Source organism: Streptomyces scabiei 87.22, assembly GCF_000091305.1.
GTDB lineage: Bacteria > Actinomycetota > Actinomycetes > Streptomycetales > Streptomycetaceae > Streptomyces > Streptomyces scabiei.
Genome location: NC_013929.1, coordinates 8,530,549 through 8,550,857 on the forward strand (window position 1 = coordinate 8,530,549; position 20,309 = coordinate 8,550,857).

A 20,309-nucleotide genomic window follows, 5' to 3' on the forward strand; every position below is an offset into this window, starting at 1 on the left:
CGCGATGCCGGATAGTTGGCCAGGCGAAGGCCCGTGGGGAGCGGTGTCAGGTCCGCTCCCCACGGGCTGCTGGCGGGGCGGCGGTCTCGCGTGTCACGTTCCCGTCGTAGGAGCGGTCCGTGCAGAGTGGGTCAGGTACACCCTCCGTCGCGTGACGTCCACGGTGTCACCGACGACGTCCAGGCGACCGCGCAGGCGAAGGTCACTCGACGACGAGCCGACCGAGATCCACATCGGGCCCGGATCCACGACCCATCTGTCGTCCAGGGACAGGTAGGCCAGCAGCGGGAGTTCCAGAGCGAATCTCACCGTCGCCTGATCCCCTGGCTGCAGTTCGAGGCGATGGAACCCCGCGAGCTGGAGCGCCGGCCTCGACACGCCGGGCGCATCGTCCTCGACGTAGAGCTGCATGAGTTCTACGCCTGGGCGGTCGCCCGTGTTCGTGACGGTCGCGGTGACCTCGACGGTGCGGTCGGGTGCGATCGACGTGCTGCTCAGCTGGAGGTCGGAGTAGACGAATTCGGTATACGTCAGGCCGTGCCCGAACGGGTAGAGCGGTGCCGCGGACTCGTCCACGTATCCGCCGTGCGGATCGCCTTCCCGACGGCGGTATCCGCTGCCGAACCGCTGGCCCGCATGGAGGGGGACCTGACCGCTGGAGCGGGGGATCGTGTACGGCAGGCGGCCCTGCGGCTCGGCCGTGCCGCTGAGGATCTCCGCGACGGCAGGTGTGCCGAACTGCGAGCCGTAGTACCCGAGCAGGATGGCGTCGAGCTCGGGCTCGACGTCACCAAGGGCGAGAGGGCGGCCCGAGAAGATCACGCCGACGGTCGTCTTGCCGAGCGCGGCGATCTCGTGCACGAGCCGACGCTGTACATCCGGCAGCGTCACATCGGCGGTGTCCGCACCCTCACCCTCCGTCCGTTCACCGAAGAACCATCGCGCCACGCCGCCCAGTGCCAGGACCACGACATCCGCATCACGCGCGACGTCGACTGCCGCGCCGATCCCCTCGGCCCCGTCGGTGACTCCGCATCCAGTTGCGACGAGGATTTCGGAGTCGGGTAGCGCGGCTTGGAGGGCGTCCGCCAGGGAGACCGCTTCGTAGCGCGACCTCGCGAACTCGTCCTCGCTCATGGCGAGCAGGTCGCCGATCTCCTCGTGCACGTAGGCGTCGTCGGGGCCGAAGGAGTCGAGGTTTTCGACACCGACCATGGAACTCGTCTTGCCGTTCAGCAGTGCTCGGGTCAGCTCGATGAAGGAGGGGAAGGTGTACGGGGCGAAGGCCGTGCCCACAGCCTCGGCATGAGGTCCGACGACCGCGATGCGCGGGGCGCCGCTGAGTGGGAGCACCCCGTCGTCGTTCTTGAGGAGCGTGACGGACTCGCGCGCAAGACGCAGGGAGAGGTCGCGGCCCTCCTGCGCCACGGACATGATCTCCACCGGGTCGGTTTCCACGTAGGGGTTCTCGAACAGGCCCAGTTGGAACTTGTGCGTCAGTACGCGGAGGACCGACTCGTCGACGGTCGTTTCGGGAATCTCGCCGTCGCGGACGGCCTCGACGAGGTTGTCGCCGTAGCCGAACGGCTCGGGCATTTCCACGTCGATGCCGGCCCGCATGCCGAGCACGCCCGCTTCGCGTGCATCGCGCGCGGCGCGATGATGGGTCACGAGGTTCTCGATCGACAGCCAGTCCGACACGACGGTGCCGTTGAACCCGAGTTGGTCGCGCAACATCTTGCGGAACACCCGAGGGTCGGCGGCAGCGGGCACTCCGTCCCAGTCGGCGAGCGAGTTCATGATCGAGCCCAGTCCCGCGAGCTGGATGGCGGCGGCGAAGGGGCGCGCGTACACCTCCCGCAGCTCGCGCGCTCCCATCGGCACGGTCGCCATGTTGAGACCGGCCTCACTCATTGCGTAGCCGAGGAAGTGCTTGCCGGTGGCGATGACCCCGTCCAGCAGCGACTCGCCTTGAAGATTGCGTACGAAGGACACTCCCAGCGCGCTGACCAGGTATGGATCCTCGCCGTACGTCTCGTGAACTCGGCCCCATCGCGCGTCGCGGGCGATGTCGAGCAGCGGCGACAGGGCGTGGTGCAGGCCCACGGATCGCATCTGCCGACGGGTCAGTGCGGCCATCTCGCCCACCCCGGTGGTGTCCCAGGTGGCCGCGAGGGCGATCGCGGTGGGGAAGGATGTGAAGGTGGGGGCGTTCACACCGTTCAGCGCCTCGATGTGCATGATCGCGGGAATGCCCAGGCGGGTGTTCTCGACCAGGTGGCGCTGTACCGCGTTGTTGAGCCGGGCGAGTTCGGCCGCGTTCGCCGGAAAGCCCCCCATGTGCGGTTCGATGTAGCCGATGCCATTCGCCAGCTTGGCCGCGGCGACGTCCGGGCGGATGCCTTTGGCGTCGAAGAGCATTGTCGGGATCAGCGACGTCAGCTGCGCGACCTTTTCGTGCAGGGTCATGCGACCGAGCAACTCGATGGCGCGGGAACGTGCGTCGGTCATGACGTGATCCTTCTGTGCGAGTGCGGGTTCCACGAACGGGACATCAGATCTCCAGCCCCGATCCCAGGGGGAACAGCGGGTCGGCGGTGTCCGCCAGCGCGTCCGGCGCGGACTCTCGTACGGCCTGCATCGACCGCGGAAGCTCGACGGGAAGTTTGCCCTCCGGAGCGATGCGGCCGGTGAGGGCGGTGAGCAGAGCGTCATCCGAGACACCGAAGGTGACGGTCAGTCCGGCGAGCGCGTCGACGAGCGGCGTGAGGATGGCCGGGCGGTCCAAGGCGACATCCACGATCAGCGGGGCGTAGTGGGCGATCCTACGCAGTCGGTGTACGAGGCCGGGGGGCAGGTCAAGAGACCCCTGGTGGAAATACGACTCCAGGAACAGGTCGTCCCGCGGCTCGAACGGTGCGTCGATGCGCACGATGGCCAGTTCTGCCTCCTGCGGCGTCGTCACGGGGGTGAACTCCCGGCCGAGGACCTCCGGATCGATCCCCTCCGCGTACAAGCGCGCGCCCACGGCGAGCGGAAGCACTGGCCTTCCTTCGACCACGGAGTTCTTCAGGACGGTGACGGAACGGGACTGTGTCTCCAGGGCGACCCGCCGGGTCTCGGCGTTGCCCACAACGGCCACGGCGGCATCTTCGTCGATGAAAGGGTTGTCGAACAGACCGAGCCGGAACTTGATCAGCAGGACGCGGCGCGCCGACTCGTCGATCCTGCTCTCCGGGACGACGCCATCCCGTACGAGCTCAAGCAGGAGATCCGTGCACTGTTCACCGCCGAACTGGTCCGCGCCGGCATTGAGGATCTTGACCATGCGCTCGCGGGCGTCGAGCTCTTCAACCCCCCACGCGCGTGCGGGCAGGACCTGGTCCCCGACGTGGTTGTCGTTCACCAGCTCCCAGTCCGTGACGATCAGCCCGTCGAAGCCCAGCCGCTCGCGCAGCAGCCCGGTGAGGATCTGCTTGTTGTACCCGAACCCGACCTCCTCGATCGGTTCGCCGTCGATCTCAAGACCGACCGGCATGCCGTAGTAGGGCATGACCGCGGCGGTGCCGTGCTCGACGGCGGTGACGAACGGACGGAGGTGCTCCTCGAACGCACCACCCGGGTAGACCTGCTCGCGACCGTACGGGAAGTGCGCATCCTCGCCGTCCAGCTGCGCGCCGCCGCCGGGGAAGTGCTTGGTGACGCAGGCGATGCTCGTTGAGTCGAGCGCCGCGCCCTGGAAACCTTCGAGGTACGCGCGCGTGTAGGCGACCACGAGATCGGTGTCGGCGCCGAACGTCTGGAGTTGGCGTGCCCAGCGGGGTTCGCTGGCGAGGTCGACCTGAGGATGCAGTGCCATGCGGATGCCGACGGCGCGGTACTCCTCGCGCACCCGGCGCGCGAACTCGCGCACGGTGTCCGGGTCGCGCAGTGCCGCAAGGCCGAGGGCGTCGGGCCACTGCGAGAACGGACCTGCAGTGAAGGAAGCCCCGATGTTCTCCAGGAATCCGTGTCGAGGGTCGCTGGAAATCGTGACCGGGATGCCGTGCGGGGTCTTCTCTGCGAGCCGCTGGATCGCGTTGTGCCACCGTGCGGCTGCCCGAGGGTCTTCGATTCGGTGCGTGTTGAAGTGGCTGATCCCCCTGCCCAGGATCACCTCGCTGGTGGGTGACTTGCTGATCGCACCGGGCTCTTCGAGGACGGTGCCTCCCGGGCCCATCTCGATGACTGTGTGGAAGAGCAGACCGACTTTCTCTTCGAGCGAGAGCCGGGTCAACAGATCTTCCGTGCGTTCCTCGGCGCTGAGCCGCGGGTTCTCGTAGGGCTCCATGCGCCCGTTGCCGTTGAGATCGCGGAAGGTGGTACTGCCCGATGCAGTCGTCGCAGGCATGAGTGGTGGGAGTTCCTCTCGATTTCGTTCCCGGGGCCTGGGTGCAGGCCCCCTCGGGGCGGTCGGGGCCGTGCACCGTGTCAGTGCACCGGCACATGTCCCGGTCCGGCAGTGCGGTGCGGGCGGGTCACCCCTTGACGGCTCCCTGCATGACGCCTGCGACCAACTGCCTGCCGAGTACGGCGAACAGCACGAGAAGCGGCACCACGGACACGAGAACGCCGGTCATGATGAGGGGGATGTCCTTGAAGAACCCGGCCTGCAGCAGTTGCAGCGCGACGGGGAGTGTCGGATTGGTCGTGCCGAGCACGATCGACGGCCAGAAGTACTGGGTCCACGCCCCGATGAAGGTGAACAGGCCCAGCATGGCGGCCGCGGGCCTGGCGGCCGGCAGCACGATGGAGCGGAAGATCCGGAACGTTGATGCCCCGTCGATGCGGGCTGCCTCGATGAGCTCATAGGGCAGCGCCGACTGGAGGTACTGCGTCATCCAGAACACGCCGAAGGCGGAGGCGATACCGGGGATGATGACCGCCCAGAGGCTTCCCGTCAGGCCCATCTCGCGCATGACGATGAACAACGGCACGACCCCGAGCTGAGTGGGTACCGCCATGGTGCCCACCACGAATGTGAGGAGGCCGGCACGTCCCTTGAACCGGAGCTTCGAGAAGGCGAAGCCGGCCAACGTGGACACCAACACGACGGCGAGGGCCGTTGTCACCGAGACGAAGACCGAGTTCCAGACCGCGCGCGGCAGGTCGATGTCCGACTCGAAGACCCGCGTGAGATTGTCGGCCAGCTGCCCGCCCGGGATCGGCGAGGGGATCGGGTTCTGCGCGACCTCTGCCGACGTCGAGGACGCGAGCAGGAGCGCGTAGTAGAGCGGGAAGATCGAAATGAGCGCGACCAGAGTGAGGATGACGTAGGTCGTCTTTCCCGGTCGGCGCACAGCGCCGTCGTTCCGTCCACGCCGACGGCGCGCCGCACGGGCGGCTCCACGACCGGACGTCTGCTCGATGTATGGGATGGAAGGAGGGGTCACGTGCTGCTCCCGGGCGTGGCACCGGACGGTGCGGAGGAGTCGGGCGTACGAGCTGCTGCGCTCGGTGCGCTGCGTCGGGCGGCACGGCGCGTCTGCCGGGAGCCGGCCGTGGCGTCGTCTCCGGAAGCGATGCGGCGCGACAGCCAGTTGCTGACCAGAGCGAATGCGATGATCAGCAGGAAGAGCAGCCACGCGACGGCCGCTGCACGGCCCAGTCGCTGCTGGTTCCAGCCGAGTTCGTACAGGTACAGAGTGATCGTCTTCCACTGCCCTGAACTGCCGCCGAGCCCTTGCGTGTCGTACAGACGCGGCTCGTCAAAGATCTGCAGCCCGCCGATCGTGGACGTGATCACGACGAAGATGAGCGTCGGACGCACGGACGGCACCGTGACGGAGAAGAACTGTCGAATCCGCCCCGCGCCGTCGAGGATCGCCGCCTCGTACAGGTCACGGGAGATCGCCTGCATCGCCGCAAGCAGCACGAGGGTGTTGAAGCCGGTCCACCGGAAGTTGACCATGTTTGCGATGACGATGTGCGCCGGAAGGCTGTCCCGGTGCCATCCGATCGGATCCATGCCCAGCTGCTCGAGAAGCGCGTTCACCAGACCGGACTGGTCCGCGAACATGCGCGAGAAGATCAGCGTCACGGCGACCGGAGCGATCACGTACGGCAGCAGTACCCCCATCCGCCAGAAGGTGCGCGCACGAATGTTCGCGTGCAGGAGGCTGGCAAGTACGAGGGCGATCAGAATCTGGGGGACCGTCGAGAGCAGGAAGATGCTGACGGTGTTGCCCATCGCATCCCAGAAGACCGGCTGGTCGAGGATAAAGGTGAAGTTGTCGAGCCCGACGAATTCGCTCTGCCCACCGATGAGGTCCCAGTCGTGCAGCGAGACGTAGGCGGTGTACAGCAGCGGGAACAGGCCGACGATCCCGAACAGGATGAAGAACGGGGAGATATAGGCGTACGGCGACGCCTTCATGTCCCAGCGGCCCAGACGCTGATGCCAGGGCGAGGGCGTGTGTGGAGGTGAGGCATCACCACGGGGTGACGCGCTCCCTGCCGGACGGACCATGCGCTCTTCCTCCGATGGTGAATCGGGGGCGCCGTCCGCGGAGGGCGCCCCCGAGCGCGCGGACGAACCGATCACTTCAGCGAGTCCAGTCCCTCGACGAACATGTCCCATGACTCCTTGGCGGAGTGGGTCTTGTCGACCGAGACACGGTTGACCGCGTCGTTGAATGCCGCTGTGATCGCGAAGTAGTTGTCACCCTTGTACGGGACCACGCTGATGTTCGACGCGCGCTCGGCGAGGACCTTTCCTACGGGCGCATCGTTGAAGAAGGGTTCGGTCACCTTCTGCATCTCAGGGCTCTTCTGGGCCTCGACCTGGCTGGGGAAGTTGCCCGACGCCTTGAACGCCTTCATCTGCTGCTCCGGGGCGGTGAGCCACTCCGCCAGCGCCTGCGCCTCCTCGGGGTGCTTGGACTGCTTCGGCACGCTGAGGTACGAACCGCCGCTGTTGACACCGCCGTTGGGGAAGACGTCGGCGATATCCCAGCCCTTGACCCCGGCCGAATTGCCCTTGATGACGCCGAGCATCCACGAAGGCGCGAGCATCACCGCGAACTTGTCCTTCTGGAATGCGCTGACCCAGTCCTCACTGAACCGCGCGAGGTCTGCGGACAGGCCCTCATGCGACATCACGGTGTCGTAGATGTTCCGGAGGTCCTTGTTCTCGCCGGCGATGATCTCGCCGTTCTTGGGGTCCTCCCAGAGCACCTCGTACTGGTCGGTCCAGCCGGTCGCCACCGAGGCCGACGCATCGTAGAACGCCGGACCTGTCTTGGCGGCCTTGAACTTCTCGCCGACGGCGAAGAAGTCGTCCCATGTCGCGTTGTCGCCACCGAAGAGCTTGGCGACCTCCTCGCGGTCGTTCGGCAGACCGGCCTCCTTGAACAGGTCGGCGCGGTAGGCGATCGTCTGCGGTCCCAGGTCCGTCGCGTATCCGAGCAGCTTGCCGTCGTCCGTGGTGGCGATCTTCGTTGTCCAGTCCAGCCAGCGGCCCTCGACCTTCGGTGAGGAGAGATCCACGAAGTTGTCCGGGTACTTGAGGATCTGCGGCATCCAGCTGTTGTCGACACCGATGACATCGGCGAGACCCGAGCCCGCGCCGAGCGCGGTCTGGAACTGCTCCTTGGCCTCATCACTCGTGGCGAAGCGGTTGTGCTTGATCGTGATGTCGGGGTGGAGCTTCTGGTACTCCTTCAGCAGGCCGCTGTAACCCCACTCGCTGAACGTCGAGACGTTGAGGGTGATCTTGCCGCCGGCATCGCCCTCGTCGCTGGATCCGCACCCGGCGGTGACGGCGGTCAATGCGACCGCTGCAAGCACAGCGAGGGACCTTCGAATGGATCGCATCTGTACTCCTTATTTCCAGGCGGTGTGCCGCGATGTTGCGGCGGCAAGGAGCCGCCCCCCCCGGCCGCACCACGCTCCTGAGACGTGCGCGAACCCCGTCACCCGAACGTCGTGTATGCCGCTGCGTCCCCGGCTGAGATGTCGTCTCGGAGTGGCGGTGGCCGTCAGTATCACGTAACACAGTTCACCTGACAAGTTTTCGTGGAGTTTTCATCGTCACGCCCACACCCAGGTCAAACGGGCCGCCGCGTCGCTGTATGTTGAAGGCATGGCGGAAAGCACCGGGCCTCGGGGGCCCTATCGCAAGGGGCTCCAGCGCCGCCGGGAGATCGTCGCCGCTGCAGCCGAGCTCTTTGCTGAATCCGGATACGCACACTCGTCGATGCGTGAGCTCGCCAGGCGGATGCGCCTGACACAGACAGGGCTTCTCCACCACTTCGCCGACAAGGAAGAACTCCTGGTCGAAGTGCTCAACTTGCGCGATACGTCCGTTGCCGACTACCTGTCGGAGCAGCACGCCACCGATGTCGCTACGCGGTCCCGCGAGGTCGCGCGTCACTCCGCGGAGCACGAGGGACTGACGTCCCTGTACATCATCCTCTCGGCCGAGGCGATTGATCGCGATCATCCGGCGCACCCGTACTTCGTCGAGCACTACCAGGCAGCCCAGACACTCACGCTCGACCCCGGCCCTGAGGCGCCCGAAGGTGCCCCGATGGGGATCAGCCCGGAGATGATCGCCACGCTGGGGACCGCCCTGCAGGACGGGCTCCAGATCCAGCGGCGATACCGGGACGACCTGGATGTCGTCGAGGCCATCGACGCCTTCTGGCGGCTCGTGGCTGCTGCTCGGGCGCACTGGGTGCAGCAGGCGGCTTCGGACGACTCCAACCGCCGCGACGACGACTCCGACTGAGCGTCGTTCACGGTCCGCCGGGTTGATGAAGACCTCCGGCTCCGCTCGCGCGCGAAGCCGGAGGCGCAAGCGGCCGTCAGGCGGCGGTCTCAGCGGTGCTCATGACTCGCATCCGTTGTCGGACTGTGGACGTTGCGTCACATGCGTGCCGCAATGAACTCCGCGGCGGAGTCGTTGTGTTGCGGTTGGGAGTAGGCGCCGTGGGCGGCGGAGTCCGTCCCGCCGCCACAGATCGGGTCGCCGGTCGCGCAGTCGTCGAGCGTGCGTGCCTGGTAGGTGCCGGTCACCTGACGGTAGGTCGGGAACCCGCGGATGGGGTTGCCGAAGAGCACAACTGCCTTGACCTTCGGCTCTGTGGCGCCGGGTATGACGGCCACGGTGGCCGCACCCGTGAGGGCTCCTTGGCTGCAGACTCCGACATTGGAGAACCGGTCAGGCGGACGCTCGGGCCACGATGTCCGGTGTCCACACCGGAGGTTCGTCCGAGCTGGGGGGCGCGACTCCGCCGGCGTCGAGCCGCTGCAGAACCCACCCGGCCAGCATGGCCCCAAAGGGCTTGTTGGAGCCGCGGATCGTAGTCAGCGGTGGGCAGGCGTACCGGGCGGCCGCGATGTCGTCCGCGCCGATCACGGCCGGCTCGGAGGGAACTTCCACGCCCAGAACCCACGCGGCGTTCAAGATCGCCAGGGCGACGTCGTCGTTGAACGCGGCGATCGCGGTGACGGGCGCTTGTGCCGGCCAACTGCGCAGTATCGGCGTGAAGTCCCCGTCGTCGGGCATGCGACGCGAGGGCACCATAGGCAGGCCGAGCCGGCGCGCTGTTTCGTCGGCGCCCGCGTGGCGCCGGTCGGACATCGGTCCGAGCCGGGGATCGGCGGGGTGGACGTAGCCGATGCGGACGGTGCCGCGCCAGGCCAAGTGGGTCGCCTGGGCCGCGCCGACGACGCGGCCCGCGTCGTCACGGGGAGGCGGCGGGTCGTCGGGTCCTGGCAGTACCACCCGGGCGCCGCGTGCCTGAAATGCGACGACTTGCCTTGCGTCGAAGGGGGTCAGTCCCGGTACCGCGACCGGGGCGGCCAGCGATAGAGCCGGCTGGCGGCCCGGGCTGGCCGTATGGGTCACCAGCATCAATCCTTGCGAGGCCAATCCCCGATCGAGCTCGGCGACGATCGAGCTGGGCGGAAAGTCCGGCAGGCGCAGCAGCACAGTGCTGCCGCGTCCTCGCGACAGTGCCTGCGTGGGCCCGTTCGGGGTGTAACCCAACCGCTCGGCAGCCGCCAGAACCTTCTGTCGCGTCGCTTCCGGGATGGTCTGTTTCGGCACGTAGTTGAGTACGAAGCTCACCGTTGACCGCGACACGCCTGACTCCCGCGCGACATCCGCGCTCGTCACCCGCGACGCACCACCGAGACCCTCCAAGCGCCGGCTGCCGGAGCCGTCCAGCCGCAACCCGACGGCCACCTTACGCCCGACCTGGGGCGCTCTGCCTGACGGCACCAGCCCAGGGACCGCACCGACACCGGCCATGGTCGGTCAGGACCTGTGGCGTTCAGGCAGCCCTGCGCTGGTCAGCGTTGGCAAGCGCCTCGTCGGCTGCCGTCGTTGCCGTACGCACCCGCAACTGCCGTGACGGCGAAACGGCTTGGTCCGAAGTGCGCCGATTGGTCGATCCCTGCAGAAGCACGCCCATCGTGAGTCGATCGCCGTCTTCCCCTCAGGTCAACGTGGATGTTCGGCAGCGGAAGTCATCGCGAATGTGAAGTCGCAGTTCGCCTTGACGCAACCCTGTGCCGATAACAGTTCAGGTGATAGGTTTTGGCGCCACGTCACCAGAGAGGCTGATCCATGTATCGCGACTCCATCGACCGCGGGCACTTGGCGTTCCCGCCCGACTTCATCCTCGGCGCCGCGACCGCCGCGTACCAGATCGAGGGTGGCGCGAGGGAGGGCGGTCGAGGCTCGTCCATCTGGGACACGTTCAGCCACGCCCCGGGGAAGACTGCTGAGGGGGCGACCGGGGACGTCGCCGCGGACCACTATCACCGCGTCGAGGTCGATCTCGACCTGATGGCCTCGCTCCACCTCGACGCCTACCGGTTCTCCATCTCCTGGCCGCGCGTGATGCCCACGGGCGAGGGCGAAGCGAATCCGGAGGGTCTGGAGTTCTACTCGCGCCTCGTCGACGGACTGCTCGCACGCGGCATCAAGCCGATCGTGACGCTCAACCACTGGGACCTCCCGCAGGCATTGGAGGATCGCTACGGCGGCTGGCGAGGGCGGGAAACCGCATTCGCCTTCGAGAAGTACGCGGAGATCGTGGGGGCGGCCCTCGGGGACCGGGTCGCCGTCTGGTCAACCCACAACGAGCCGTGGAACAACTCCTTCGCCGGGTACGGCAATGGCGTGTTCGCGCCTGGCGGTAAGAGCCATGCAGATGCGCTCAAGGCTGCGCACCACCTCAACCTTTCCCACGGACTCGCGGTGGCAGCACTGCGGCGCACCGTGACCAATGCCGAAGCACAGATTTCCGTGGTGCTCAACATCTTCCGCATCGAAGCCGAGACCCCCGAGGACGCCGAAGCCGCGCGTCGGTTCGACGCTGTGGCCAACCGCGTGTTCACAGGGCCCATGCTCCGCGGGAACTATCCGGCCGATCTGCTGCAAGACACCCGGGCTTTCACCGACTGGAGCTTCGTTCTGCCGGGCGACTTGGAGATCTGCCACCAGCCCATCGACCTGCTCGGCGTCAACTACTACGAGGTCATGCACGTACGTCTGAATCAGGACTTCGACCCCAGCGCCGAAAGCTCCGGCGGCACGCCCTTCCCGGGCTCGGAGCGCATCGAGTTCGTCCGCCGCGACGAGCTGGCGCGAACGGTGATGGACTGGGGGATCGAACCACGAGGCCTCGAGGATCATCTGGTCGCCCTTTCCAAGGAGTTCCCCGAACTGCCGATCATGGTGATGGAGAACGGCGCGGCCTTCGAGGACGTGGTCGACGACTCGGGTGGCCGGCGCGTGGTCGTCGACCGCGACCGAACACAGTTCCTCATCGATCACGTCACGGCGGCTCATCGTGCTCGCGAGAGGGGCGCCCGCGTTGTCGGGTACCTCGTGTGGTCGCTGCTCGACAACTTCGAATGGGTCATGGGATACGGCCCGCGGTTCGGCATCATCCGGGTCGACTACGACACCCACGAGCGCATTCCGAAACTGAGCGCGCACTGGTTCGCGGAATTGTGTGCCACGAAGGTCGTCCCGGCCCTCGCCGGCCGCTGAGCGACCACCCTCAATTTCCGCATTCTGCACACCCGCAGAGGCGGTCTCGGGCCGAGCCGCGTTCGTGGGCCGCCGGGAGACAGCGTACGGTCCACGTCGTCCGGATACCGCAGCGTGCCCTCGGACCATCCTTCAACAGGAAAGCGAGACACCATTCAATGAGAATGCACCGCATCGGCGCGGCGCTCGCAACTGTCACCATAGGGCTCTTGACCGTGGCCCTCCCCACCACCGGCGCCTCAGCTGATTCAGACGCGACCCTCCGCGAACTGGCAGCGAAGGAGGGAATCCTCATCGGCTCGGGGGCGACCAACCCCACCTATCTCGACGAACCGAAGTTCGGCGAGGTGCTGGCGGAACAGTTCAACAGCTTGTCTCCCGAGAACGAGCTGAAGTGGAAATTCGTCCAGCCCACGGAGGGCGACTTCGAGTTCGGGGGCCTCGACCGGCTCGTCGACTTCGTTGAAGACAACGACATGGTAGTCAAGGGACACGGGCTCATCTCCCAGTGCTGCAACCCGGAATACGTGACCGACGTCACCGACCCGGACGAGTTGCGCGCGGTCATGAAGACTCACTTCAACACGATCATGGACCGCTACGCCGGAAAGATGGACCGGTGGGACGTGATGACCGAGCCGTTCTCCACCTTCGGCGGCACCGGCCTCGCGCCGAACCACTTCTACGAGGTGCTCGGCGAGGACTACATCGCGGAAGCGTTCCGGATCGCGCACGCCGCTGACCCCGAGGCGAAGCTGTTCATCAACGAGGCGTTGGTGGAGTTCTACCCGGCGAAGCGCCAGGAGCTCTACGACCTAGTGGCCGGCATGGTCGCCGACGGTGTGCCCATCGACGGGGTGGGCTTCGAGATGCACGAGACACAGGCGGGTCCCGAGCCCGGAGTCATCACAGAGATGACGAAGTCCTACCAGAAGCTCGGACTCGAAGTCGCGATCACCGAACTCGACGTGCACACCTACGACGTGGATCAGCAGACGCAGATCTACGGGGACGTCATGGCCGAGGCGCTGGCGGCCGGAATCCGGGACATCAGCTTCTGGGGCTTCACCGACAAGCACGCCTACACGTGGCTGCCGGGCGCGAAGCCCCTCATGTTCGACGAGGAGTACAACCCCAAGCCCGCGTACTACGCCACGCGCGACGCTCTGCGGAACTTCGTCTCCGCTTCCTCGGCTGCTGGCGCCGGCACCCTGTCGAACACCAGCGGGTGGACCCACGGCCTCCATGACGGCAACTACAGCGTGAAGATGAACCTTTGGCACGGCACGCCAGGCAGCTTCTTCCGTCTTTACGAGAACGACAAGCTCGTCGCCGCGCGGGTGCCCACGACAGTCAGCGGCACCTCGCAGTCAGTCGTGACCGAATTCAAGGACAGGCCCAACGGCACCTACGCGTACCGGGCCGAACTGATCAACTCGAAGGGCACCACGTCCACGAACACCACGACTGTCACGGTCACGGATGCCGCCCCGGGCAAGCCCGTGGTCAGCCACGACAACTGGGACAAGGACGGCACCTTCACCGCCACCGCGAACCTGTGGTGGGGCACCAACGCCACCTCGTACACCTTCTACCTCGACGGGGCAGTCGTCGGTGAGGGCCAGCTGGCCGCCGATTCGCCGAACGCACAGTCGCCTCAGGTAGCTCTGTCCGGGGTTCCGAAGGGCAAGCACAGCCTGAAGGTCGTCCTTACCAACGCGAGGGGATCGACCGAATCGGATCCCGTGGACGTGACGGTCGCCTGACGTCAAGTAGTTTCTCGTCTACGGTCAAACGGGGGATAGACGCCCGGCGCGCTCACGACAGGGTGCGCCGGGCGTCTGCGTCGCGTGCTGTCCAACTCCTCCGCCGGGTGAGAGGACGAAGGGCCACCGGCAGGCTGGAGACACGGGCACCCAATGCGTTGACGGAGGGTTTGCACTCGCCCCGGCTGCGACTTGCGCACGAAGTGCTGCGTTGGTCGTTGCCCTCGCTATTGTGGATGGGTGGTGGTCCGGGCTGCGGGAGTACACCGCTGCGGGCCTCTTTCTGGAGTGGAAGTCGGTATGAACGAAGTGGGAGGTTGCCAAGAGGACTGCGGGACTGGGTGATATTGCCCTGGCGGGGGCGGAGTGACCCAGGGCGGGATCTGCGGAGTTGTTCCCGCCGTCCAGGGTTCCCGACCGAACGGACGAGGAGTCTCAACGGCCTTACGGACGGGGGCGGCGTACGGACTGACGGATCACCAGTTGCGTACTGAGGACGACATGGTCGTCGCCGCTGATGCGTTCGCTGTGCTCCAGGGCGAGCCGGACCGCTGTTCTGCCGAGATCCTCGTACGGCACCCGGACCGACGTGAGCGACGGGGTCAGGTCCGAGGCGAAGGGGACGTCGTCGAAGCCCACCAGGGAGATGTCCCGGGGGACGTTCAGGCCGGCGTCGCGGAGCGCGGCCAACGCACCGAGGGCCACCATGTCCGTCCCCGCGAGGACGCCCGTGAAATCGACCCCCGCCTTCAGCGCGTCCCTCGTGCGCTGGTAGCCGGAGACGCGGGTGTACGGACCGGGGACGTCCAGTTCTTCCGCGTACTCCACGCCGTGCGCGCGCAGGGCGTGGAGGTAGCCCTCCCTCCGTTGCGCCCCCGTACTGAGTTGTGGGTCGCCGCCCAGGAAGAGGACGCGCCGGTGGCCTTGGACGAACAGATGGTCTGCGGCCTGGAAGGCGCCTCCGCGGTTGTCGTAGTCCACGACGGTGACTGGGTGATGCCCGGGCAGGGGCGGGCGGCCGACCAGGACCAGACGTGACCCGGCGGCGTCCAGGGCGCGCGCGTACTCGGTCATGCGCTGGAAGTAGACCTCGTCCTGCACTGCCCCGCCGACGAGGACCACCGCGGCCGCGTGCTGCTCGCGCATCAACTGCACCAGGTCGTCCTCGCGGGCAGTGTCTCCGTGAGTGGCGCAGACCAGGCTCAGCCGGCCCCGCAGGGCCGCCTCCTGCTCGACCCCGGCGGCGACATGGGCCAGCGACGGCCCGGTGATGTCCCGCAGGACCAGTGCGACGGGACCGGCCACCCGACCGGAGAGGGCTTTGGCGTGGACGTTCACCACGTAGTGCAGCGACTCCACGGCAGCCATGATGCGCTCCCGGGTGGCGGCCGACACGGGATAGTTGCCGGCCAGGGCCCTGGAAACGGTTGCTACCGACACCCCCGCCCGTTCGGCGACATCGCGAATCGTGCTGGGGCGCTCTTCACCTGCCTGGTTCTTGCGCCGACGCCTAGAAGCCTGGGAGGCGGGCGTTGGGGGAGAACCGTTTCCGTTCGCTGTCACACCTTGACGTTACTGCACTGAGCATCCTCGCGGACACAGAAGGGTGCGACCGGTTCCCGAATCTTGGTAAACGATTACTGCGGGCATGTTGACCGCGCCGACGTCTACCCGCGGGCGGCCAGCGGCAGCCAGACCCGCATGGCGCCCGGCTCGCGGTTGGCCCAGGCGTAGTACGGCACCGCCGTCAGCTCGACGCTCTCGTGGGGTTCGCCGGAAGTCGCCGACGTGTACGGCAGGTAGGGCCAGTCGCCGGACGTATCGTCGGCGCGGAGCCGGTTCCCCGCGACGCTCACCGTTCGCACCCCGCCGAGCAGTTCGGGGCGGCTGCGCACGGTCAGTGGCGTGTCCGGCGGCACAGCGATCGTGTCCGGGTCCAGGCGCCCCGGTTGGTCGGTCTGCTCCAGGCAGTAGACCAGCGGACCGCGTTCGACGGCGGCGCAGCCCCGGACGGCGTCGACGCGTGAGGAAGGGACGGTGAGCCGGGCCGGCATCGCGAGGTCGAGGCGGACGGTGTCGCCGGGGGTGAACGCGCGGGTGATGCGCAGCCAGCCGGAGTCGGCCCCGTCTTCGACGGTGGTGCCGTTCACGGTCAGGGTGTGGTCGGCGCACCACGCCGGCAGGCGTAGGGAGAGCGTGCGCGGCAGGGCGGTGGGAGCCTCGTCCACGGTGACGGTCACCGTGCCCTCCCACGGATACTCCGTCGTCACCCGTACGGTGAGGCCGTCGCCGCCGTAGACGCCCGTGGCGTACTGGTGCAGTTGCAGACCGCTGTCGTCGGCTGTGGCCAGGTAGTGCGGGAGCCCGGCGAGCAGGCGCATGACGTTGGGCGGGCAGCACGCGCAGCGGAACCAGGGGGTGCGGTGGGCGGTCTGGTCGCCGGGGCGTTCGTGTGAACGGGCCCGCCGATGAAGCGGGTTGACGTACAGCCAGGTGCGGCCGTCGAGACCGGCGCCGGCCAGGAAGCCGTTGAACAGGGTGCGCTCGACGAGGTCGGAGTAGCGGGCCTCGCCGGTGAGCAGGGCCATGCGCCAGGAGAAGTGGACGGAGGCGATGGCGGCGCAGGTCTCGGCGTAGGCGCGGTCGGCCGGCAGTTCGTGGGCGTCGCCGAAGGCCTCCCAGTCGTGCCGGGAGCCGACGGCGCCGGTGAGGTAGGTCTTGGTCGTGACCATGTCCCGCCACAGCCGCTCCAGCGCCGTGCGGAGTTCCGTGTCGCCGGTCTCCGCGGCCAGGTCGGCGGCTCCGGCGAGGAGGTAGAGCTGGCGTACGGCGTGGCCGGTGACCTCGTCCGCCGCGCGGACCGGCGTGTGGTCCTGCCAGTACTCGGGCCCCGGGTCGCGGTCGTGGCCCCGGTCGGCGCCGGAGGAGAGGGTGCCGTGACCGCGGCGTTCCAGGAAGTAGCGGGCGAGGTCCAGGTACCGCTTCTCGTCGGTCGTCCGGTGGAGTTCGACGAGGGCGGTCTCCACCTCGGGATGGCCACAGACGGTGTCCACCTGCTTGCCAGGGCCGAAGACGGAGTCGATGTGGTCCGCGAGCCGGCGGGCCACGGCGAGCAGCCGGTCGGAACCGGTGGCCCGGTGGTGCGCCACGGCGGCCTGGATCAGATGTCCCGCGCAGTACAGCTCGTGTCCCCAGCCCGGCTCGGTCCAGGGAATGCCGCCGCCGAGCTGGTAGTACGTCTGGAGGTAGCCGTCCTCGCGCTGGGCGGCGGCGATCAGCTCGACGATGGCTTCGACCTCGGTGGCGAGTGTCTCGTCGGGAGTGTCCGCGAGCTGCCAGCAGGCGGCTTCCAGCCACTTGTAGACGTCGGAGTCCTGGAACTGGAAGTCGCCGGAGAAGCCGGTGCCGGACGGGGTGTCCGCGCCGTCGGTGCGCGGGGCCGCGGCGGCACGGAAGTTGGCCAGGTTGCCGGCCTGCTCCAGCCGCCCCGGGCCCTCGGCGAGGGAGATCCGGGCGTTGACCCGGCGACGTTCGGCCCAGAAGCCGCCCTCGATGCGGGCCGCGGAGGCGGGACGCAGGGGTGAGACGGCACGTGGGGAGGGGTGGACCGGTCCGGCCTGAATGGTGTTCAAGGGTGTCTCCGAGGGAAGAGGGACGGGCTGGGGTGGGGTGGGGTGCGACGGGATCGGCGTTGCGGGAGCCCGGGCGGGCGGGCGGCGTCCTCGGCCGGCGGGTGGGCGTCGAAGTCCTCAGGCGCTGATCGCCAGTTCGGCCCGGTGGACCGGGTGGGCAGGCGGCAGCCCCGTCGTCAGGCGTTCCAGTTCCGTCACCACCGTGCCGCCGAGGCGGGCCAGTTCGTTGCCGAGGGAGCCGGCGATGTGCGGCGTGAGGAACACGTTCGGAAGGCGGTAGAGCGGGGAGTCCGCGGGCAGCGGCTCGGGGTCGGTGACGTCCAGGATCGCGCTGAGCCGGCCGTTCACCAGTTCCTCGGTGAGCGCGGTGTGGTCGACGAGGGCGCCCCGTGAGGTGTTGATGAGGACGCCGCCGTCGGGGATGAGCGCCAGCCGCTCGCGGTTGAGCATGTGATGGGTCTGCGGGGTGTCGGGGGCGTGCACGCTGACGATGTCACTGGTGCGCAGCAACTCGTCGAGGCCCAGCGGGACCGCGCCCAGTTCCGCGGCCTGGGCGGCGTCGACGTAGGGGTCGTGGAGGCTCACCGACAGCTCGAAGGGCCGCAGCAGTTCCAGGACCCGGCGGCCCACCCGGGAGGCGCCGATCAGACCGACCCGGCGGCCGAGGTTGCCGACCGTCACGTACTCCGTCGCAGCGGGGTAGACGTGCTCGGCCCGGAAGCGTTCGCGCAGCCCGAAGGCGTCCTTGCCGGCCAGCAGGATCGCGGCGAGCGTGTACTCGGCCACGGGCAGGGCGTTGGCCCGCACCGCGCTGGAGAGGGTGAGACCGCGCTCCCAGAACGGCTCACCCACGAGGTGGCGGACGCTGCCGCCGGCGTGCATGACGGCGCGCAGTCGCGGCGCCGCCGCCAGTACCTCCGCGCCGAGGTGCGGGCAGCCCCAGCCGGTGACCAGTACCTCGGCGCGGCCCAGGGCCTCGGCCACGGCGGGATCGGAGAAGTCCTGGGCGACGAGCGTGAGGTCGACCCGCGCCAGTTGCTGGAGGCGGGTCAGCAGCGGAGGCGGGAAGAGTTCGGGCAGATGTACCGGATTCATGGCGAAGAGGGCGAACGGCGGCACTGACGTATGCATGCTGCTCCTGGGGAGGGGCGCCGGGATCGGCCGGCGACAAGCCTGAGCGTCACAGTAAACGTATTCCACGCTAGAAGCCCCAGAGAACCCGGTCAATGACCAGCTCTGCGACACAGGTACGTCACAGAGAGTCCACCCACCTGCCCCGCGATGGCGCGAACGTCCATGGTCAGGCGCATCGACAGGTAACGTTCTGGAAAGTCGAGCGAAACAATCCGGCGCCACCTCTTGTGGATCTGGCTCCCTCGGTCGTACCGTCCACGACAACAAACGATTACTGCCTCGCCGCGCAGTACCCGTTTCTCTCCCCTCGCGTCGCCCTGACCGCGCCGTTCCCCCACGTGCAGGCGCCGTCCCATTCCTTTCGTGGAGGACCGATGTCCAAGTCCGGTATGCGCCCCAGGGTCCTTGTCTCGGTGGCCGCCGCCGCTTCTCTCTCGCTGCTGCTGACCGCCTGCTCTGACGACTCCGGCACCGACGCCTCGGCGGCCACGAAGGGCAACGTCACGCTGGAGTTCTGGAGCTGGACGGACGGCATCGAGGCGCAGGCCGAGGTGTGGAACAAGAAGCACCCCGAGACGCAGATCAAGTTCGTCAACGCTGCGGGTGACACCGCTTACCAGAAGCTGCGGGCCGCGGTGAACGCGGGCACCGCGCCCTGTCTGTCCAAGATGGACGGGATGAACCTGGCGAGCTTCGCCGCCGACGGACTGCTGACCGACATCAGCGAGGTCGCGGCCAAGCACAAGGACGCGTACACGGTCGCCGCGTGGAACGCGGTCAGCCCCGGAGGCACCACCTTCGGCATTCCGATGGGGTCGGCGCCGCTGTTCACCGCCTACCGCGCGGACCTGTTCCAGAAGTACGGGATCGAGGCCCCGAAGACCTGGGACGACCTGATCGCCGCGGGCAAGAAGGTCCAGGAGAAGGACAAGGACGTCAAGATCTACAACATGGCGGGCGAGGACCCGAGCTCGCTCGTCGACCTGTCCTGGGAGGCCGGCGCGCAGTGGTACAAGGTGGACGGCGACCACTGGGTCATCGACTTCGCCTCTCCCGAGGCGCTCAAGGCCGGTGACATCGTCCAGCAGCTCGTCGACAACGACCTCGCCTCCAACGCGTCGTACGCCGACCCGGGTGTCTTCAAGACCTGGGACCTCGGCAAGACCATCGCGATGACCAGCTCGACCTGGCAGCTGCCGATCTACGACACGAACTTCCCCAAGTCCAAGGGCAAGTGGCAGCTCGCCGACTCGCCGGCCTTCGACACCGCCAAGCCGCAGACCTCCAGTAACTTCGACACCACCGGCGTCCTCAAGGGCTGTAGGTACCCCGACCGCGCCGCCGAGTTCGCCGCCTGGCTGAGCAGCAGCAAGGAGTCACTGACGGCGCTCACCGACCCGGACTCCAAGTCGGGCCTGTTCCCCGCCGTCAAGGACGTCTCGCCGTACGTCGACAAGATCATCCCGACCGGGATGTTCAACGGGAAGTCGGACAGCGCGCAGGTGATTACCACGGCGGCCTCGCGGGTCGGCGAGCAGTGGCAGTACGGGCCGAACTACGCGGCGATGTACTCCGAGATGCAGAAGCAGTGGGGCAAGGTCATGAAGAAGCAGCTGACGGTCAAGGACATGCTGACCTCGCTGCAGAAGTGGACCGTGGACGACCTCAACCGCAAGGGCATCAAGGCCGTCGCCGGCAGCTGACCTCCCCTGTAGGCCCCGCCTCTGT

General features: G+C 67.6%; 14 protein-coding genes. 4 read left to right on the plus strand and 10 right to left on the minus strand.

What is annotated here, in order from left to right; translation table 11 throughout:
• Nucleotides 1–93: 93 nt before the first annotated feature.
• The 5 genes from SCAB_RS36975 to SCAB_RS36995 form a co-directional block, all read right to left on the minus strand.
• Entirely contained in the window at nucleotides 94–2,511 is a 2,418-nt protein-coding gene (locus tag SCAB_RS36975; RefSeq protein ID WP_223786224.1) for a glycoside hydrolase family 3 N-terminal domain-containing protein, read from the minus strand.
• Nucleotides 2,512–2,554: 43 nt separating this feature from the next.
• A complete protein-coding gene (locus SCAB_RS36980) occupies nucleotides 2,555–4,390 on the minus strand; it encodes a glycoside hydrolase family 3 protein (RefSeq protein ID WP_006378679.1) in 1,836 nt (611 codons plus the stop codon).
• A 127-nt stretch (nucleotides 4,391–4,517) separates the two neighbouring features.
• Entirely contained in the window at nucleotides 4,518–5,339 is an 822-nt protein-coding gene (locus SCAB_RS36985; RefSeq protein WP_006378596.1) for a carbohydrate ABC transporter permease, read from the minus strand.
• Between the two features lie 89 nt (nucleotides 5,340–5,428).
• Nucleotides 5,429–6,415: a carbohydrate ABC transporter permease gene (locus tag SCAB_RS36990; protein WP_006378862.1), complete on the minus strand. Its 987-nt coding sequence runs from the start codon at nucleotides 6,413–6,415 to the stop codon at nucleotides 5,429–5,431.
• Nucleotides 6,416–6,579: 164 nt separating this feature from the next.
• Nucleotides 6,580–7,827, minus strand: coding sequence for an ABC transporter substrate-binding protein (locus SCAB_RS36995; RefSeq protein ID WP_231885169.1), 1,248 nt, complete (start codon nucleotides 7,825–7,827; stop codon nucleotides 6,580–6,582).
• A 295-nt stretch (nucleotides 7,828–8,122) separates the two neighbouring features.
• Between SCAB_RS36995 and SCAB_RS37000 the strand changes: the two genes are divergently transcribed.
• Nucleotides 8,123–8,770 (plus strand): TetR/AcrR family transcriptional regulator, encoded by a 648-nt coding sequence (locus SCAB_RS37000; protein WP_013005176.1) that lies wholly within the window; start codon nucleotides 8,123–8,125, stop codon nucleotides 8,768–8,770.
• 137 nt (nucleotides 8,771–8,907) lie between these two features.
• Here SCAB_RS37000 and SCAB_RS49120 read toward each other — a convergent pair whose 3' ends face one another.
• Nucleotides 8,908–9,321 (minus strand): cutinase family protein, encoded by a 414-nt coding sequence (locus SCAB_RS49120; RefSeq protein WP_223786226.1) that lies wholly within the window; start codon nucleotides 9,319–9,321, stop codon nucleotides 8,908–8,910.
• A complete protein-coding gene (locus SCAB_RS37010; RefSeq protein ID WP_231885170.1) occupies nucleotides 9,203–10,219 on the minus strand; it encodes a LacI family DNA-binding transcriptional regulator in 1,017 nt (338 codons plus the stop codon). Before SCAB_RS37010 ends, SCAB_RS49120 begins: the two co-directional genes overlap by 119 nt.
• Nucleotides 10,220–10,615: 396 nt before the next feature.
• Between SCAB_RS37010 and SCAB_RS37015 the strand changes: the two genes are divergently transcribed.
• The gene (locus SCAB_RS37015; RefSeq protein ID WP_010354074.1) at nucleotides 10,616–12,049 is read left to right on the plus strand and encodes a GH1 family beta-glucosidase; all 1,434 of its coding nucleotides are present in this window, start codon (nucleotides 10,616–10,618) and stop codon (nucleotides 12,047–12,049) included.
• Between the two features lie 215 nt (nucleotides 12,050–12,264).
• Nucleotides 12,265–13,815 carry an endo-1,4-beta-xylanase gene (locus tag SCAB_RS37020; protein WP_231885299.1) on the plus strand — a complete coding sequence of 517 codons (1,551 nt, stop codon included), beginning with the start codon at nucleotides 12,265–12,267 and terminating at the stop codon, nucleotides 13,813–13,815.
• Between the two features lie 444 nt (nucleotides 13,816–14,259).
• Here SCAB_RS37020 and SCAB_RS37025 read toward each other — a convergent pair whose 3' ends face one another.
• The 3 genes from SCAB_RS37025 to SCAB_RS37035 form a co-directional block, all read right to left on the minus strand.
• Nucleotides 14,260–15,255 carry a LacI family DNA-binding transcriptional regulator gene (locus SCAB_RS37025; protein WP_231885171.1) on the minus strand — a complete coding sequence of 332 codons (996 nt, stop codon included), beginning with the start codon at nucleotides 15,253–15,255 and terminating at the stop codon, nucleotides 14,260–14,262.
• A 227-nt stretch (nucleotides 15,256–15,482) separates the two neighbouring features.
• Nucleotides 15,483–17,447 (minus strand): glycoside hydrolase family 127 protein, encoded by a 1,965-nt coding sequence (locus SCAB_RS37030; protein WP_013005177.1) that lies wholly within the window; start codon nucleotides 17,445–17,447, stop codon nucleotides 15,483–15,485.
• 117 nt (nucleotides 17,448–17,564) lie between these two features.
• The gene (locus SCAB_RS37035) at nucleotides 17,565–18,578 is read right to left on the minus strand and encodes a hydroxyacid dehydrogenase (protein WP_173402937.1); all 1,014 of its coding nucleotides are present in this window, start codon (nucleotides 18,576–18,578) and stop codon (nucleotides 17,565–17,567) included.
• Between the two features lie 377 nt (nucleotides 18,579–18,955).
• On the opposite strand from SCAB_RS37035, the gene SCAB_RS37040 reads away from it, so the two are divergent.
• Entirely contained in the window at nucleotides 18,956–20,284 is a 1,329-nt protein-coding gene (locus SCAB_RS37040; RefSeq protein WP_006378647.1) for an ABC transporter substrate-binding protein, read from the plus strand.
• Nucleotides 20,285–20,309: the final 25 nt, after the last annotated feature.

Excerpts from the sequence above, each read along its gene's own strand:
- SCAB_RS37040 (WP_006378647.1), top strand. The coding sequence starts at position 18,956 with ATGTCCAAGTCCGGTATGCGCCCCAGGGTCCTTGTCTCGGTGGCCGCC.
- SCAB_RS36990 (WP_006378862.1), bottom strand. The coding sequence starts at position 6,415 with ATGAAGGCGTCGCCGTACGCCTATATCTCCCCGTTCTTCATCCTGTTC.
- SCAB_RS36975 (WP_223786224.1), bottom strand. The coding sequence starts at position 2,511 with ATGACCGACGCACGTTCCCGCGCCATCGAGTTGCTCGGTCGCATGACC.
- SCAB_RS37035 (WP_173402937.1), bottom strand. The coding sequence starts at position 18,578 with ATGCATACGTCAGTGCCGCCGTTCGCCCTCTTCGCCATGAATCCGGTA.
- SCAB_RS36980 (WP_006378679.1), bottom strand. The coding sequence starts at position 4,390 with ATGCCTGCGACGACTGCATCGGGCAGTACCACCTTCCGCGATCTCAAC.
- SCAB_RS37015 (WP_010354074.1), top strand. The coding sequence starts at position 10,616 with ATGTATCGCGACTCCATCGACCGCGGGCACTTGGCGTTCCCGCCCGAC.
- SCAB_RS37000 (WP_013005176.1), top strand. The coding sequence starts at position 8,123 with ATGGCGGAAAGCACCGGGCCTCGGGGGCCCTATCGCAAGGGGCTCCAG.